This is a genomic window from Duganella sp. P38 (assembly GCF_050859475.1).
Lineage (GTDB): Bacteria > Pseudomonadota > Gammaproteobacteria > Burkholderiales > Burkholderiaceae_D > Rugamonas.
This window is the reverse complement of record NZ_CP193936.1, coordinates 4,988,997-5,005,659: the sequence shown is the minus strand read 5'-3', so window position 1 is coordinate 5,005,659 and position 16,663 is coordinate 4,988,997. Positions and strand designations below refer to the sequence as shown.

Here is a 16,663-nt window from a genome sequence, read left to right as displayed (position 1 = left end):
GGTATGACTGAAGAATCCCGTACCCTCTATGAAGTAATTGGCGGCGAGTCGACCATCCGCGAGATGGTCAACCGTTTTTACGACCTGATGGAGCTCGAACCCGAGTTCCAGCTGCTGCGCTCGGTGCACGGCCCATCGCTGGACAACGCCAACCAGCGCCTGTTCATGTTCCTCAGCGGCTGGATGGGCGGCCCCGATCTGTACCAGCAGGCGCACGGCCATCCGCGCCTGCGCATGCGCCACATGCCGTTCGCCATCGGCACCCAGGAACGCGACCAGTGGCTGCGCTGCATGGCGTGGGCGATGGAGGATGTCGGCATCGACACCGCACTGCGCGTGCGCCTGATGAATTCCTTCTTCCAGACCGCCGACTGGATGCGTAACAAGCCGGATTGATGCCATGAGCCAGATCGAGTTTTTCGTGTTGCTGGCGGCGCTGGCCGTCGTCATCGTGTTGCAGCTGGCCGCGCTGCTGCGCGGCCGCGCCGCTGCCAACGTTGCCGCGCCGGCCGGCGATCTGGCCGAACGCATCGAGCGCGTCGAGCGCGAGGTGCGCATGCAGCTGCAAACCACCGCGCAGGCCAGCAACGCCGCCTCGGTGCAGCAGTTCGAGGCGATGCGCCGCCAGCTGGAGGCGCAAGGCCTGGTCGGCCGCAACGAGCAGGCGCGCAGCCTGAAGCTGTTCTCCGACACCATGCATCAGCGCATGGAGGAAATCCGCGCCACGCTGGAACTGAAAATCAAGGATCTGCAAGCGGACAACGGCGCGCGCCTGGAGGAAATGCGCAAGACCGTGGACGAGAAACTGCACGCAACGCTGGAAACGCGCCTGAACGCCTCGTTCCAGCAGGTGTCCGAGCGGCTCGAACGCGTGCACCAGGGACTGGGCGAGATGCAGCAGCTGGCGCTGGGCGTCGGCGACCTGAAGCGCGTGCTGACCAATGTGAAGACGCGCGGCACGTGGGGCGAGGTGCAACTGGAGATGCTGCTGGAGCAGGTGCTCACACCGGACCAGTATGCGAAGAACGTCGAAACCATTGCCGGCAGCGGCGCGCGCGTCGAGTTCGCGCTGAAGCTGCCGGGCCAGGGCGACAGCGGCGTACCGGTGTGGATGCCGATCGACGCCAAGTTCCCGAAAGAGCAGTACGAGCGCCTGCTGGAGGCGGCCGACAGCGCCGACGCGGAAGGCGTGGCGCTGGCCGGCCGCGAACTGGAACGCGCGGTGCGCAACGAGGCGCGCACCATCTCGGAAAAATACGTCGCACCGCCGCACACCACCGACTTCGCGATCCTGTTCCTGCCGACCGAGGGCCTGTACGCGGAAGTGATGCGCCGTCCCGGCCTGGCCGATGAGTTGCAGCGCGTGAACCGCATCAGCATTGCCGGCCCGTCGACGCTGACGGCGCTGCTCAACAGCTTGCAGATGGGCTTCCGCACGCTGGCGCTGGAAAAGCGCTCGTCGGAAGTGTGGCAGGTGCTGGGCGCCGTGAAGACCGAGTTCGCCAAGTTTGGCGACGTGCTGGCCGCCACCAAGCTGACGCTGGAGCGCGCCGCCAAGAATATCGAATCGGCCGAAACGCGCAGCCGCGTCATGGCGCGCAAGCTGAAAACCGTGGAGGCCCTGCCGAGCGAGCAGGCGCAGCTGCTCATGGGCGCGGACATCGACAAGCGCGAGCTCGACAACGAATAAGTTTGTGCGCATTTATACTTGTTTGTGCGCGTTGTTGCGCACTTGTGTACAATGTGCGCATGAAAACCGAACCGCTGCTGCTGCCTGAGCGGCACGCTTTAATACTTAAACAACTCGCTGACGATGGCCGGGTGCTGGCCGCCACGCTGGCGCGTGAACTCAACGTTACCGAAGACACGATCCGTCGCGACCTGCGCGACCTGGCCGCCGCCGGCTTGTGCCAGAAGGTGTATGGCGGCGCGGTGCGCATGCCGGCGTCGCCCGAGGCCGGCACGCTGGCGCAGCGCATGACGCGTGGGCAGGACGACAAGTCCCGCCTGGCGGCGGCCGCCGCGCGGCTGGTCGCGCCGGGCAGCACGGTCTTCCTGGACGCCGGCTCCAGCAATCTCGCCATCGCCGAAGCGCTGCCAACAGCGCCGGTGACGGTGCTGACCAATGCGCCTTCGATCGCGGCGCGGCTGCTGGACAAGCCGCATGTGGACCTGATCATGATCGGCGGCCGCATCAAGCAAAGCCTGGGCGGCAGCGTAGGCGCCACGGCGATGCGCGAGCTGGAACTGATCCATCCCGACCTGTATTTTGTTGGCGCCTGCGGCGTCGATCTGCAGGCCGGGATTACCACCGTCGATTACGAAGAGGCCGAGTTCAAGCGCCGCCTGGCGGCGCACAGCAAGGCCACGGCGGTGGTTGCCACCGCCAGCAAGATCGGCGCGGTGGCCACCTACCGCGTGCTGCCCATTTCCCAATTAACCCACTTGATCGTCGAAGCCGCGACGGGCGAGGATGTAGCGCAGGCTTATGCCGCCGCTGGCACCCGCCTGCTGCGCGCGGACGCATGAATCCAATGAAAACGACTGGTTTGAAACAGCGCGTCTCGACGCGCCTGGCTTTCCTCGTGGCCGGCATGGCCATGTCCTCGTGGGCGCCGCTGGTGCCTTACGCGCAAGCGCGCACCGGCGTCGAGGCGGCGCAACTGGGCTTGCTGCTGCTGTGCCTCGGTATCGGCTCGCTGATGGCCATGCCGTTGACCGGCGCGCTGGCGGCGCGCTTCGGCTGCCGCCCGGTGATCCTGTTGTCCGGGTTCGGCTGCTGCGCGGTGCTGCCATTTTTGGCGATTGCACCGAGCGCGCCTTGCTGGCGCTGGTCCTGTTCCTGTTCGGCGCCGCCATCGGCACGCTGGATGTGTCGATGAATGTGCAGGCGGTGATCGTCGAGAAGGATTACGGCGGCGCGCTGATGTCGGGCTTCCATGGCATGTTCAGCGTCGGCGGCATTGCCGGTGCGGGCGGCATGAGTTTGATGCTGTGGCTGGGCATGGGCATAGTCAGCGCCTCGCTGGCGATGACGGTCATTTGCGCCGGCGTGCTGCTGGCTGCGGCGCCGCACCTGCTGCGCGAGGCGCCGCCGGCGGAGCGCGACGCGCCCTTCCTGGCGGTGCCGCGCGGCGCCGTGGTGCTGATCGGCGTGTTGTGCATGTTCGTGTTCCTGGCCGAAGGCGCGGTGCTCGACTGGAGCGCGGTGATGCTGACCAGCGTTGGCATGAGCGGTGCGCAGGGCGGCCTGGGGTACGCGGTGTTTGCGGTGGCGATGACCGTCGGCCGCCTGAATGGCGACCGGATCGTGCAGCGTTTCGGCGGCCGCCGCGTGATGCTGCTGGGTGGACTGGCCGCTGCCGCCGGCTTCCTGATCGTGGTGCTGGCGCCGTCGGCGTGGCTGGCGCTGCCGGGCTTCGCGCTGATCGGCTGCGGCGCGTCGAACATCGTGCCGGTGCTGTTTTCGGCGGCCGGCAATCAGCGTGACATGCCGGCCGGGCTGGCGGTCAGCGCGATTTCAACCATCGGCTACGCCGGCATCCTGGTGGGGCCGGGCATGATCGGCTTTGTCGCGCATGCCGTCGGCTTGCAGTGGGCCTTCGCGGCGCTGGGCTGCGGCATGCTGATGGTGGCTACACAAGCCCGTCGAACAGCATAACGTCGACCATGTCGCCGGCGTCGACGTTGCCCTGGTCGTGGCGCAGCACGACGATGCAGTTGGCTTCGGTCATGGAGCTGAGGATGCCCGAGCCCTGGGCGCCGGTCAGGCGCACTTGCGGCGCGCCGTCCTCCGCCAGGCTGATGATGCCGCGCTGGTATTCGGTGCGGCCGGCACGCTTGCGGATGGCCTGCGCGGCGCGCGCCTGCATGGTTTGCAGTTGGCTGTCGGCGCCCATCATGCGCAGCAGGGCGGGGCGGGCGAACATGTAGAACGAAACCATGACCGCCACCGGATTGCCGGGCAGGCCGAATAGCCAGGCGCTGTCCTGCCCGGTTTGCACTTTGCCGAAAGCCAGCGGGCGGCCGGGGCGCATGGCCAGCTTCCAGAAGGCGACGTCGCCCAGCAGCGCCATGATCTCGCGCGTGTGGTCGGCCGCACCTTCGGAGACGCCGCCGGAGGTGATGATGGCGTCCGCATTCTGGGCCGCCGCGCGCAGCGCCGCCTCCAGCGCTTGCGGGTCGTCGCGCACCACGCCCATGTCTAATACTTCGCAGCCGAGGCGTTGCAGCATGCCGAACAGCGTGTAGCGGTTGCTGTCGTAGACGCAGCCATCCTCAAGTTTTTCGCCGAGCGAGCGCAGTTCGTCGCCGGTGGAGAAGAACGCCACCTTCAGCTTGCGCCGGACCGTGACTTCGCCGATGCCGAGCGAGGCGATCAGGCCCAGGTCCGCGGGGCGCAGCAGCTTGCCCTTGGCGATGGCGATGCCGCCGGCCTTCAGGTCCTCGCCGGCGCGGCGCAGGTTGGCGCCGGCGCGGATGGCGTTGTGGGCGATGGTGACGTTGTCGCCGTCAATGCCGGCGGCCAGTTCCTGCGGCAGCACGCTGTCGCAGCCGGGCGGGATGGCGGCGCCGGTCATGATGCGCACGCACTGCCCGGCCTGCGGCGCTTGCGCGAACGGGTGGCCGGCGTAGGCGACGCCGATGCTCTTGAACGTGGCGGTCGCGCCTTCGGCCGGCAGATCGCTGCCGCGCAGGGCATAGCCGTCCATGGCCGAGTTGTCGTAGGCCGGCACGTTGATCGGCGACACGATGTCCTCCGCCAGCACGCGATCGAGGGCGGCCAGCAGCGCAAGCGTCTCGGTCGCCTCGACCGGCGCGATGCGCGCGCAGATCAGGCGCTGCGCCTGCTCGACCGCCAGCGCCGCCGGATCGCCATCGGCCGCGCGGCTGCCCGCTGCGCCGCTGGCCGCGCCTTGCGGCGAGCCGGCGGCGCGGCCCGGTGGCGCGGCCGCTGGCGCGCGGTCCGGCGCGGCGGCCGTGCGCTCGTGGTGGTGCAGGTCTTCGAGTGTGTTGATGTTGCTGAAGGCGGCGCTGTCGTCGAACAGCACCTCGGCCACGCGCAGCGACTTGTAGAAGCCTTCCATGCGCCGCGCGCCGGTCGCCAGATAGGCCTCCAGCTGCGGCAGCACGCTGGCCTTCACCAGGCTGAACACCGGGTGCGGCTGGCGGAACGGCGCCGCATCCGGCTGTTCCGGATCGCGCTCCATGGTCACCGCCATTGCCAGGTCGGCGTCCTCGGCCTCAAGCGCCGCGTGCAGGCGTTCAGCCATATCCAGCGGGAAGAATGGCGAATCGCACGGCGCCGTCAGCAGCAACTCGGTAGGGCAGAACTGCAGGCCGACCTGCAAGCCGGCCAGCGGCCCGGCAAACCCATCCAGGTAATCCGGCAGCACCGGCGCGGCGCCGGCCAGCGCCTGGTACTGCGGCAGATTGCGGTTGGCGTTGATCGCCAGCGACGCCACCTGCGGCGCCAGGCGGGCCAGCACCTGCGCTACCAGCGTCGTGCCGCGAAACGGCTGCAAGCCCTTATCGACGCGGCCCATGCGGGTGCCGCGGCCGCCCGCCAGGATCAATCCGGTGACCTTGCTCTTCAAAGACAAAACTACCCCCGATATAAGACATTTCCACTTTGTTCGCGCTGCGGCGCAGCTCCGCCGTCTGGCTGGTGCGCAGCTCCGAATAGCGGTCGCCGCGCGCGCGCCACAGATGCGCCAGCGCGGTGCTGATTTCCGCATCGCTGCGGCCCTCGCGCAGCAGCGCGCGCAGATCGTGGCCGCTGGTGGCGAACAGACAGGTGTACAGTTTTACCCTCGGTCGACAGGCGCGCGCGAGTGCAGTCCGCGCAAAATGCCTGCGACACGCTGGAAATGACGCCGATCTCGCCGCCGCCATCGGCGTAGCGCCAGCGCGACGCCGTCTCGCCGCTGTAATTGGCGGCCGCCGGCTCCAGCGGCATCTCGGCGCTGATGCGGCGCACCACCTCGGCCGACGGAATCACCTCGTCCATCTTCCAGCCGTTGGACGCGCCCACGTCCATGTACTCGATAAAGCGCAGGATGTAGGGCGAGCCGCGGAAATGGCGCGCCATCGGCAGGATCTGCTGCTCGTTCATGCCGCCCTTGACTACCATATTGATCTTGATCGGCCCCAGGCCGACCTGGTGCGCGGCGTCGATGCCCTTCAGCACATCGTCGACCGAGAAATCGACATCGTTCATGCGCTGGAAGGTGGCGTTGTCCAGCGCGTCGAGCGACACCGTCACGCGTTGCAGGCCGGCGTCCTTCAGCGACTGCGCCTTGCGCGCCAGCAGCGAGGCATTGGTGGTCAGGGTCAGGTCGAGCGGCTTGCCGCTGACGGTCTTGAGCTCGGCCAGCATGCCGACCAGGCGCTCGATGTGCTTGCGCAGCAGCGGTTCGCCGCCGGTCAGGCGGATTTTTTCGACGCCGTGGGCGATGAACAGCCTGGCGATGCGGGTGATTTCTTCAAACGACAGCAGCGAGGTATGCGGCAGGTATTGATAATCGCTGTTGAACACCGCTTTCGGCATGCAGTACACGCAGCGGAAGTTGCAGCGGTCGGTGACGGATATGCGCAGGTCGTGCAGCGGCCGCGCCAGCTGGTCGCCCAGCAGGCCGGTCGGTGTTTCGAGCGTGGCGGGGATGACCGGCACGTCGCCACGTTGCTCGGCCATCATGATGATCTTTTCTGCCATGGTATTGCAATCTTGCTGTTTTTGAAAACCGGGCGCGCGCCCAACCAGCTACGATACCACGAGCGGCAATTCCACGCCCTGTCCGAAGGTCAGAAGCCGGCCTCGCGCCAGGCCACCGAGGCGGCGGTGCGCAGGAAGCGCAGCGCCGGCGCCTCCCAGTCGCCGGCGATGGCGACATGGCCGCGCCACGCCGGCGTCGACGGCGGCAGCTCGGTGTCGGCCTGCAACAGCACCCGGTACACCGCCTGCTCGGGATACAGCACGCCGTGCTTTTCGCGCACCAGCACGTCGCCGCCGAACAGCGCAGCCAGTTCCGGTTCGCCCAGCACGCGGCTGGCGTCGCGGTCGATGCTGGCCACGGTCAGGCGCAGCGCCGGGCCGGCCATGCCGTCGGCGATGAACAGCGCGCGGTCGCCGCGGGCGATGCGGCGCACCGCGTCCTCGTCGACATAGGCGACCACCTGCCACTTGCCGGCCGCCACCAGCGAGCCCACATATTCCTGGTTCTGCAACCACTGGCCGGGGCGCAGGTCGGGATCGACATCGACCAGCACGCCGGCGTACGGCGCCAGCGGCCGGTAGCGCTGCAGGTCGGCGCCGACCGTGGCGCGTTCGGCGCTGGCGTAGGACAGCTGGTCGTTCAGCACCTGCCAGTCCTTGCGGCTGCCGGCGTCCAGCCCGGCGGCGGCCGATTGCCAGGCCAGCGCCTGCCGGCGGGCGCCGGTTTCATCGGCGCGCAGCGCCAGTTCCGGCGAGCCCAGCCGCAGCAGCGGGGCGCCGGCCGCGACTTGCTGGCCATTGGCCACCGGCAGCGCCTCCAGCGTGGCGTGGGGCGGCGCGTACAGCGCCAGCCGCTGCTGCGGCTGCAGCAGGCCGGAGGTCAGCACGCGGTTGGGCCACGGCAGCACGCACAGCGCCGCCAGCAGCAACAGCAGCAGCGCGCTGCGGCGGCTGCGGCGGCCGTGCGGCAGGGCGCGCCAGACCTGGATCTCGCGCCACACCGGCAGCGCCACGAACCAGCCGATTTCCACGATGAACAGCAGGATGCCGACCGCCTTGATGAAGAAGTGGTAGACCAGCGCCGCGATGCCGAGGAACAGCACCAGCCGGTAAATCCACACCGCCCAGGCAAACAGGATCAGGCCGCCGTGCAGCCGCGGCGGGAAGGCTTCCGGCGGCGCGGCGCCGGCCGCGAACAAACGCTCGCGCAGGTCCCAGCGCGCCAGCGCGAACGCGCGGTTGTGCAGGTTGGGCAGGCCCAGGTAGTCGGACAGCAGGAAGTAGCCGTCAAAGCGCATGAAGGGACTGGCGTTGATCGCCAGCGTGGTGATCCAGGTGGTGGTCGACAGCAGGAAGGCCACCTGCTGCGGCCCGCCTTCCGGCAGCCAGACCCAGGCCAGCGTGGCCCAGCAGGCGATCATCAGCTCGGTCATGATGCCGGCGCCGGCCACCGCCAGCCGCTGTTCGCGGCGCGCCAGCTTCCACACTTCGTTGGTGTCGGTGTAGGCCACCGGCCACATGACCAGGAAGGCCAGCCCCATGGTCGGCACGCGGCAGCCATAGCGCTTGGCGGTCAGCGCGTGGCCCAGCTCGTGACAGACCTTGGCAAAGGTGATGGCGCAGCCGTACAGCAGCGCGCCGTGCCAGCTCAGCGTGTCCATCAGCGTGGCGCTGAAGCGGTCCCATTCGCGGTACGCGCCGGCCAGGCCGAGCACGCCGGCGGCCAGCGTCAGCCAGCGGAACAGCGGCGAGAACAGCCAGCCCAGTCGCGGTGTGACGCGTTCCAGCCAGCGGTCCGGCCGCACCAGCGGGATGCGGAAAAACAGGTAGTTATGCAGCAGCCACTGGTGCCAGCTGCCGCGCTGCCGGGCGCGCGCTGCGGCCAGCGCCGCCGCCGCGCCGCGCGCCGGCTGCAGCAGCTGCTGCTCGCGCAGGAACGTCAGCAAGCGGTCGAGGTCGTCCAGCGCCAGTTGCAGCGTGGTGTCGCGGTTGATCTGTTCCAGCAGCACGTGGGGATTTTTCAGGTCCCAGCGGCTCAGCATTTCAAAGCTGGGCCAGTCGAGCTGGAAGAACTGGTTGCGCACCGGGTCGTGCAGCGTCCAGCTGGGCTGGCCGTCGGCCAGCCGCGGGCCGGCGTCGATCGCCAGTTCCTGGCGCAGCAGCGGCAGTTGCAGCAGCATGCTCACAGCGCGATGAACTGGCGGATCGCGGCCAGCGGGCGGCGCAACATCCAGTAGGCCAGCGGCACCCGTTCGCCGCCCAGCTTGGCCGTGCCCTTGAGGCCGATGCGCTGGCCGGCCGCCGCGTCCAGCGTGGCGCGCACGCGGTAGGCGTAGCTGCCGTCCGGGCGCGCGGTGGCGCGGTGGCTCATGTAGCGCAGCGTGCCCGACAGCGGCGTCAGCGGCGACGCCGCCAGGTAGAGCTGCAGCGGCGCGTTGGCGGCCAGCGGGATGGCGTCGCCGATCGGCACCCAGGCCTCGATTTCGACATCGTCGGCGGCGGCCACCTGCAGGATGCGCTCGCCGGTCTGCACCGGCCGGCCGATCCATTCGGACGGATCGTCAAACAGCACGATGCCGGCCTGCGGCGCCAGCACGCGCGACCGCTGCGCCTGGCCGGCGAGGAAGTCGGCCTGGGCCTGCTTCTCGGCTACCTTGCCAAGCGTCGCCGCCAGCTGGGTGCGCACGCGCGGATCGTTCAGCATCAGCTGGGCGTTCTGGCGGTATTCGGCCTGCGCGGTGGCCAGCGCCTCGCGCGCCACATCGAGCCGGCTGCCGATCGGCGCCTGGTCGAACGCGAACAGCGGCTGGCCGGCCGCCACCACCTGGTTGGGCCGCACCGAGAATTCGGCGATCACGCCGTCCAGCGGCGCGCGGATGGTGGCCGGCTTGGCCGGCACCAGTTCGCCCGGCGCCAGCACCGTCAGCCGCACCGGGAACAGCAGCACCGCCAGCAGCGCCAGCGCGACGCCGGTGCGGCGGCGCCAGCGGCGGTCGCGGGCGCCGCCCTGCCACCAGGCGCGCAGCAGCGTCGGCGCGCGCGCCAGCGACCAGCGCGGCGGCGGGTGGGCGGCGCGCCAGGCGTGCTGCCAGATGTCCATCCATTCGGCCAGCAGCGCCAGTTCCTTGGGCGCCGGCGCGCTGTCGCCGGCCAGCAGCAGGCCGCCGCTGGCGGCGCCGGGCGCGCTGTCGCCGGACGGGCGCGCGGCCGCCTGCACGGCGCGCAGCGGCAGCCACACCGCGCGCGCCGGCAGCCAGTCGTCCCACTCGGCCTTGATGGCGGGCGGCAGCGTGGCCGGATCGATGTCGAGCGGGGTGTCGGCGTCGTGCTGTGCGGCCAGCGTGCGGCACAGCTGGTCCAGCCACTGCGCGTAGGGCGCGTTGCTTTCCACCGCCACCACGCCGGACAGCGTGTGCACGCCGCTGCCGCGGAACCACAGCGCGGCCTGGCGGTAGGGCGCCAGCGCGCGACTGTCGTTGACCGCCAAAAAGGCCAGCTCGTTGCCGCTGGCGGCGGCGCGCGCGCGCTGGGCCAGTTCCAGCAGCGCGATCAGGGGATTGGTCGGTGCGCCATCGTTCATGACGACAATGCTACCAGACGGGCAGCGGCGCTGCTACGCGCACTGCGCATCTGTTCGCCCAGGCTGGCGCGGCCGGCCGGCTCGGCCGGTTCGCCCTGCCAGGGGCTGGTTTTGGCGCCATCCTTGGTCACCACGATCTTGAACACCTGCGTGGCGATCCGGCCCTGGCTGTCGCGCGCGGTCACGCGGAAGCTCAGCGTGCCCTCGAAGCCCGGCGGCGGCGTGCCTTCGAAGCGGGCGGTGCGGCCGTCGAAGCGCAGCCAGCCCGGCAGCGCCTTGCCGTCCACCATCTGCGCGCTCAGCGTGACGCTGGCGCTGTCGCTGGCGTGGGCGAAGGCGTCGCTGCTGATCTGCACCGAAATGCTGTCGCCGCTGGCGCTACGCACGTCCGGGATCGGCGTGTAGGCCACCAGCGTGTTGCCGCCGGGCAGATCCGGCAAGGTAATGATCTGGAACACATTGGCGGCCGCCGCGCGGATCTCCGCCATCGGCTGCAGCGCCACATAGGCCGGCAAGGTGTCGATCACCGTTGGCGGCGTCTGGCCCGGCCAGGTGGTGACGATGTCGTTGCCGCTGACGGGCGCCACCACTGGCGGCTCGACCGGCGTGGCGACGATCGGCGTGTTTTCAGGGCCGGCAACGGCCGGCGTTGGCGGCTGCGTGTCGACTAGCAGCGGCGCTTCCGGGCGCACCGGTGGCGGCGGTTGCTGCGGCAGTTGCGGTTCCTGCGGCGTGTCGCTGGCGTTGACGGTCAGCGTGGCGCTGCCGCTGCTGCGGTTGCCGGCCAGGTCGGTGACGGTGGCCACTACGCTGTAACTGTTGCCAGCCGCCAGCGACAGCGTGCCGTTGAGCGGCGTGGCGCTGGCCAGGTCCAGCGTCCAGCGGCCATCGGTGACGCTGACCGCGTAGCTGGCGCCGCCGACGGTGACGTTCAGCGTGTCGCCGTCGGCCAGCGTGGCGCTGCCGTTCAGCACTGGCGTCAGCGAACTGGTGCTGAGCGCCGCCGCCACCGGCGCCGGCGGCGGCGTGGTGTCCAGCGTGTAGGCGCGGCTGTAGACCGGGCCGGTGCCGCCGTCGCCGCTGACGCGCACCTGCAGCGTGCCGCTGGCGGCCAGCGTGGCGTTGATCGACCAGTTGCTGCCGCTGGCGCTGGCGCTGCTCCAGGTGACGCCGCCGTCCAGCGACACTTCAACCCGCTCGTCGGCCAGCAACGGCGCCGACAGGCTGCCGCTGATGGTTTGCTGGGCCACATTGGTGATCAGGTCGCTGCTGCTGGCGCCGCTGTCGTTGGACAGCGCGGCGCCGCGCGCGACGGTAGTCGGCGGCGTCGCCGGCTGCGCCAGCGTGCCGACGATCAGTTCGCCGGAGGTGCCGTCGTTGCTGCTGTTGCCGGCGGCGTCGGTGACGGTGGCCACCACGCTGTACTGGGTGTTGAGCACCAGCGTCAGCGCGCCGCTGGCCGGCACGGCTGTGGCCAGGTCCAGCGTCCAGGCGCCAGCCACCGGCGTGACGTCGTAGGTGGCGCCGCCGACCGTCACCTGCAGGCTGTCGCCGGCCGCCAGCGTGGCGCTGCCGCTCAGCACAGGCGTCAGGCTCGGCGTCTGCAACGGCGTGACAGTGGCGGCGGCCGGCGGCGTGGTGTCGTAGGTATAGCCCCGGCTATAGATCTGGCCGTCGTTGCCGGCGGCGTCGGTGACCTTGACCAGCAGCGTGTCGCTGCCGGCGGTCAGCGTGCGGCCGGCGATCGACCAGCCGTCCAGGCCGTCGCTGGTGGCGAGGGCCCAGGAAGTGCCGCCGTCGGTCGACACATACACCATCTCGCCGGGCGCCAGGTTGGCCGACAGGGTGCCGCTGATGGTCTGGTTGCCGGTCTTGGTGATGAAGTCGCTGTTGCTGGCGCCGGTGTCGGCTGACAAGCCGGCGCTGGCGACGGTGGTGCCCGGCTGCGTGGTGTCCAGCACATAGGCGGTGCTGGTGACGCTGCCGTCGTTGCCGGCGACGTCGCGCACATAGAACTGCAGCTGGTTGGAGGCGGCCAGCGTGACATTGTCCCAGCTCAGCGCAGTGCCGCTGACCTTGCTGGTGATCTCGGACCAGGTGGCGCCGCCATCGAGCGAGCCAAACACTTTTTCGCCGGCGGCGGGCGCCACACTGAGCGTGGCGGTAATGGTTTGCGCGGCGACATTGGTGATCAGATCGCTGTCGCTGACACCGCTGTCGTCGGAGAATCCGATGCTGCCAAAGCTGGTGGTGGGGCCGGCCTGGTCCAGCACATAGGTGAACTGGGTGCTGTTGCCGAGGTTGCCGGCGGCGTCCTGCACGCGCACCAGCGCGGTATTGCTGCCGCTCAGGGTACGGGCGCCGATCGACCAGTTGCTGCCGTTGGTGGTGGCGGTCAACCAGCTGGCGCCGTTATCGAGCGAGACCTGGACGAATTCGCCGCTGTTCAGGGGCGCGCTCAGCGTGCCGTGGATGTCGGTCTGTTGCGACTGGTAGGTGATGCGGTCGCTGAGCGAGCTGCCGGTGTCTTCCGACAGCACCAGCGTGCTGCCGGTCGCGCTTGGCGCCAGGGTGTCGATGACGAGGGCGCGGTTGGCGCCCAGCGAGCCGGCGCTGCCGGGCGCCAGCAGCACCAGCGAGGCGTTGCGGCCGCCGCCGCCGCTTTCGTAAATCAGCGCGCCGTTGGCCGCCAGCGCGGCGCTGCTGGCGTAATCGAGGTCGGCGCTGTTTTCGCCGGCGCCGACCGTGTATTGGAACACCAGCGTGCTGCTGCCGCCGCCGCTGAGGTAGGTGGCGGTGGCGCCGGTGCTGAGCGACAGGGTCGGCGAGCCGCCGACGGTGTTGACTTCCACCGGGGCGCTGAAGGCAACGGTGATGGTGATGGTCTGGCCCTGGCGATAGGCGCCATTGGGCGTGGCGCTGCTGACATTGATGACGCTGGGCTGCGAGCCGTCGACCAGCACGCCACCGGTGCTGCCGATGCTGTTCAGCGCGACGGTGCCGGCGTTGCCGGCGCCATCGGCCAGCGTGCCGCCGTTGACGGCCATGGTGCCGACGCTGATGCCGTCGGCGTCGCTGTCGCCATTGACCACGGTGTAGCGGAACAGCAGTGCGCTGCTGCCGGAACCGGAAACGTAGCTGGCGTAGCGCGTGGTGCCGCCGATGGTGATCTCGATGCGCGGCGTGCCGCCGCTGGTGTTGACGTACACCGCTTCGTTGTAGTTGACGGTGAATTCCAGCGCGTCGCCGGTGTAGTAGGTGGCGTCGGCCGGCACCGCGACCGAGGTCACCGTCGGCGCCTGGGTGTCGACCAGCACGCCGGCGGTCGGCGCCACGCCATGCAGCGTGGTGTCGAGCGCGTTGCCGGCCAGGTCGGCCAGCTTGCCGCCGTTGGCCGACAGGCCGGCCACCGTGATGCCGTCGCTGTCGCTGTCGCCGGCCTGCACCGCATAGGAGAACACCAGGCTGCTGCTGCCGCTGCCGCTGACATAGCTGGCGTAGCGGGTGGTGGCGCCGATGGTCAGTTCCAGGCGCGGCGTGCCGGTGCTGGTGTCGACATAGACGATGTCGTCGGTGTGCACCGTGAAGCTCAGCGTGGCGCTGCTGCCGTAGGCGGCGCTGGTCGGCACCGTCACCGTGCTGACCACCGGCGCGGTGGCGTCGATCGTCACCGCCAGCGGGTTCGACGGCGTCGAGACGTTGCCGGCGGTGTCGGTGGCGGTGACGGTGAAGCTGTGGCTGCCGCCGGCCAGCGTGCCGGTGGTGTAGCTCCATGCGCCGCCGGTGGCCACCACGCTGCCGAGCAGCGTGGCGCCATCGTACACGCTGACCGTGCTGCCGGATTCGGCGGTGCCGCTCAGGGTCGGCGTGGTGTCGCTGGTCAGGCGGTCGCTGTTCGACTGGCCGGTGTCGCTGGCGGTGGCCAGCACCGGTGTGGGCGGCGTCGCCGGCGCGCTGGTGTCCAGCGTGTAGGTCTGGGTGGTCGGGCTGTCATCGTTGCCGGCGTTGTCGCCGACCTTGAGCTGGATGCCGCCGCCGCCGGCGGTCAGCGTGGCGCCGGTCCAGGTCACGGTCGTGCCGCTGACCTTGCTGGTGATATTGCTCCAACTGGCGCCGTTGTCGGTCGAGCCATACAGCACGTCGCTCACGCCCAGCGTGCTGCCGAGGGTGGCGGTGATGGTCTGGCTGGCAACGTTGGTGATGAAGTCGGTGGTGATGTTGCTGTCGTTGGAGATGTGGATGTTGCTGATGGCGATGCCTGGCGCGGTCTGGTCCAGCGTGTAATTGCTGTTGCTGATACTGCCGTCGTTGCCGGCCAGGTCGGTGACCTTGACGCGGATGGTATTGGCGCCGGCGGCCAGCGTGACGCCGGCCAGCGACCAGCTGCTGCCGCTGACGGTGGCGGACGCCCAGGCGCCGTTGGCCACCGAGACATACACGGTGTCGGTCGACAGCGGCGCCGCCGACAGGTTGCCGCTCAGGGTCTGGCTGGCGGTCCGTGTGATCAGGTCGGCTGGCGTGCCGGTGTCGTTCGACAGCGTCAGGCCGCTGCTGGTGATGGCGGGCTGAGTGATGTCGATGGTGTAGCTGGCGCTGTCGGGCGCGCTCTCATTGCCGGCCAGGTCGCTGACCTTGAACATCAGCGTGTCGCTGCCGACCGGCAGCGTGCGGCCGGTCCAGGTCAGCGTGGTGCCGCTGACGAAGCTGGTGACGTCGACATACGTGTTGCCGCCGTTGAGCGAGGCCCACACGGTGTCGCCGGCGGCCAGCGCGCCGCTCAGCGTGGCCTTGACGGTTTGCGCCTGCACGTTGGTGATGCGGTCGGTGCCGCTTTTGCCGTTGTCGGTCGACAGGGTGACATTGCTGAAGCTGATCGTCGGGGAGCTGTTGTCGACCTGGTAGTTGTGCGTGTAGGAGGTGTTGCCAAAGGCATCGCTGCCGTAGACGGCGACCACGCGCGCCTGGAACACGCCGCTGCCGGCCAGCGTGGTGTTGGCGGACCAGGCGACCGCGCCGACCGTGTAGCTGGTGGCATCGGTCCAGCTGGCGCCGTTGTTGTAGGACACCTGGACTTTCTCGTTGGCCGCCAGCGCCGTGGTCAGCGTGCCGTTGATGGTGTTGACGCCGGTGTAGCTGGTGACGTAGTCGCCGCTGACGCCGCTGTCATGCAGCAGCGCGGCGCTGGCGATGGTGTTGCTCGACGCCAGCGAGTGGACGTTGATCACGAAGCTGGCGAAGCTGGCGTAATACGCGCCGGTGACGCGCAGCTGCGACATGCCGCTCAGCCCGTTGAGGGTGTAAATCTCCTGGGTGAATGGCGCCTGCGTGGTGTAAGAGACGTTGGGCTTGCTGCTGCCGTCGGCCTGTGTCGGGCGGTAGACCAGCGTGTCTTCGGTCAGGCCGTTCACCTGGGTCAGGTCGAAGCTGAAGCCGGCGGGGACCGAGATGGTGAAGTCGACCTGCTGCCCAACTATATAGGTATCGGGACGGAAGCCGGGACCGTCTTCCCAGAACCCCGGGGTGTCGCCCGGCACGGTCGATGAGGCGCCCAGCGTGAAGGTCAGGGTGACGCCGTCGACGGTCTTGGTGAAGCTCGTCGAGCCTTCGGGGAAATTGCCGGGGCCGGTGTTGAGCAGGGTCAGCAGGCTGTCGTAGCCGTCCAGCGCCAGGCTGCGGCTGTCGATCTGGCCGCGCTGCGCTTCCAGCGTCCAGTTGCCGCCCAGGCGCGCGGCGCCGGTGGCGTCGGTGGAGGCGGCGATGTCGGCGCCGGTGGCCAGCGCCAGGCCGTCCAGCAGGGCGGCGCCGTTGCCGTCGGCGACGTCGCAGCCGTACAGCAGCAGGTCGCCGTCGGTGTTCAGCGCGCGCCCCAGTTCTGCCAGTTGGGCCTGGGTGTCGGCCGACGCCAGCGCGGCGCTGGTCAGCTGGCGGGTGCCGAGGTTGAGCACCCCGTCGGCGCCGTGCGACAGGATGTGGATGGCGTCCAGCCCGTTCTGGGTGGCGGCCCAGGCGGCGATCTGCGCCAGCCCGTCGCGGCTGCCGTCATACTCGACAATGCCGATGCCGGCGCGGATGCCCGCTTCCAGCGTCTTGTAGTTGGCCACGGAGGTATCGACCAGCACCACTTCCTTCTTGCCGTCGTCCTTGGCCGGTTCGGCCGCGCGCACCAGCACCGCCGGCGGCACCGCGGCGGCGGCGACGGCGGCGTCATGCACCTGGGCCGCATGAGCGGCCTCGGCGACGGCGCCGTCGAACATGAAGCGCTGCTCCAGCGGCAGCAGTTGCGAACTGCGCCGCAACGGCTTGCGGCCGGTGCGTTCGACGCCGGCGGCAGCTTGGTGCAGAGGGTAGAGGGGCTGGTTCATGACTGA

Annotated in this window: 7 protein-coding genes and 2 pseudogenes; 4 read left to right on the top strand and 5 right to left on the bottom strand. The window is 69.6% G+C overall.

Going from position 1 to position 16,663, the window contains the following annotated elements; genetic code table 11:
- Positions 1-3 precede the first annotated feature (3 nt).
- The 4 genes and pseudogenes from ACRQ5J_RS23275 to ACRQ5J_RS23260 all read left to right on the top strand — a co-directional run bounded on the left by ACRQ5J_RS23275 (position 4) and on the right by ACRQ5J_RS23260 (position 3,661).
- A complete protein-coding gene (locus ACRQ5J_RS23275; protein ID WP_432380202.1) occupies positions 4-396 on the top strand; it encodes a group II truncated hemoglobin in 393 nt (130 codons plus the stop codon).
- A gap of 4 nt (positions 397-400) precedes the next feature.
- Positions 401-1,690: a DNA recombination protein RmuC gene (locus ACRQ5J_RS23270; protein ID WP_432380200.1), complete on the top strand. Its 1,290-nt coding sequence runs from the start codon at positions 401-403 to the stop codon at positions 1,688-1,690.
- A gap of 59 nt (positions 1,691-1,749) precedes the next feature.
- Positions 1,750-2,529 carry a DeoR/GlpR family DNA-binding transcription regulator gene (locus ACRQ5J_RS23265; RefSeq protein WP_432380198.1) on the top strand — a complete coding sequence of 260 codons (780 nt, stop codon included), beginning with the start codon at positions 1,750-1,752 and terminating at the stop codon, positions 2,527-2,529.
- Positions 2,530-2,534: 5 nt separating this feature from the next.
- Positions 2,535-3,661, top strand: a pseudogene (locus ACRQ5J_RS23260) (MFS transporter).
- Here the strand turns inward: ACRQ5J_RS23260 and moeA are convergent.
- The 5 genes and pseudogenes from moeA to ACRQ5J_RS23235 form a co-directional block, all read right to left on the bottom strand.
- A complete protein-coding gene (gene moeA / locus ACRQ5J_RS23255; protein ID WP_432380197.1) occupies positions 3,636-5,603 on the bottom strand; it encodes a molybdopterin molybdotransferase MoeA in 1,968 nt (655 codons plus the stop codon). The pseudogene ACRQ5J_RS23260 and the gene moeA sit on opposite strands and share 26 nt — an antisense overlap.
- A 4-nt stretch (positions 5,604-5,607) precedes the next feature.
- A pseudogene (moaA, locus tag ACRQ5J_RS23250) lies at positions 5,608-6,715 on the bottom strand (GTP 3',8-cyclase MoaA); the annotation flags it as partial.
- Between the two features lie 89 nt (positions 6,716-6,804).
- The gene (locus ACRQ5J_RS23245) at positions 6,805-8,895 is read right to left on the bottom strand and encodes an HlyD family efflux transporter periplasmic adaptor subunit (RefSeq protein WP_432380195.1); all 2,091 of its coding nucleotides are present in this window, start codon (positions 8,893-8,895) and stop codon (positions 6,805-6,807) included.
- A gap of 2 nt (positions 8,896-8,897) precedes the next feature.
- The gene (locus ACRQ5J_RS23240) at positions 8,898-10,295 is read right to left on the bottom strand and encodes an efflux RND transporter periplasmic adaptor subunit (protein WP_432380193.1); all 1,398 of its coding nucleotides are present in this window, start codon (positions 10,293-10,295) and stop codon (positions 8,898-8,900) included.
- A complete protein-coding gene (locus tag ACRQ5J_RS23235) occupies positions 10,292-16,657 on the bottom strand; it encodes an Ig-like domain-containing protein (RefSeq protein ID WP_432380191.1) in 6,366 nt (2,121 codons plus the stop codon). The genes ACRQ5J_RS23240 and ACRQ5J_RS23235 overlap by 4 nt, the downstream gene beginning before the upstream one ends.
- Positions 16,658-16,663 lie beyond the last annotated feature (6 nt).

Coding starts and splice junctions, on each gene's coding strand:
- ACRQ5J_RS23265 (WP_432380198.1), top strand. CDS start 1,750: ATGAAAACCGAACCGCTGCTGCTGCCTGAGCGGCACGCTTTAATACTT.
- ACRQ5J_RS23270 (WP_432380200.1), top strand. CDS start 401: ATGAGCCAGATCGAGTTTTTCGTGTTGCTGGCGGCGCTGGCCGTCGTC.
- ACRQ5J_RS23245 (WP_432380195.1), bottom strand. CDS start 8,895: ATGCTGCTGCAACTGCCGCTGCTGCGCCAGGAACTGGCGATCGACGCC.
- ACRQ5J_RS23275 (WP_432380202.1), top strand. CDS start 4: ATGACTGAAGAATCCCGTACCCTCTATGAAGTAATTGGCGGCGAGTCG.
- ACRQ5J_RS23240 (WP_432380193.1), bottom strand. CDS start 10,295: ATGAACGATGGCGCACCGACCAATCCCCTGATCGCGCTGCTGGAACTG.
- ACRQ5J_RS23235 (WP_432380191.1), bottom strand. CDS start 16,657: ATGAACCAGCCCCTCTACCCTCTGCACCAAGCTGCCGCCGGCGTCGAA.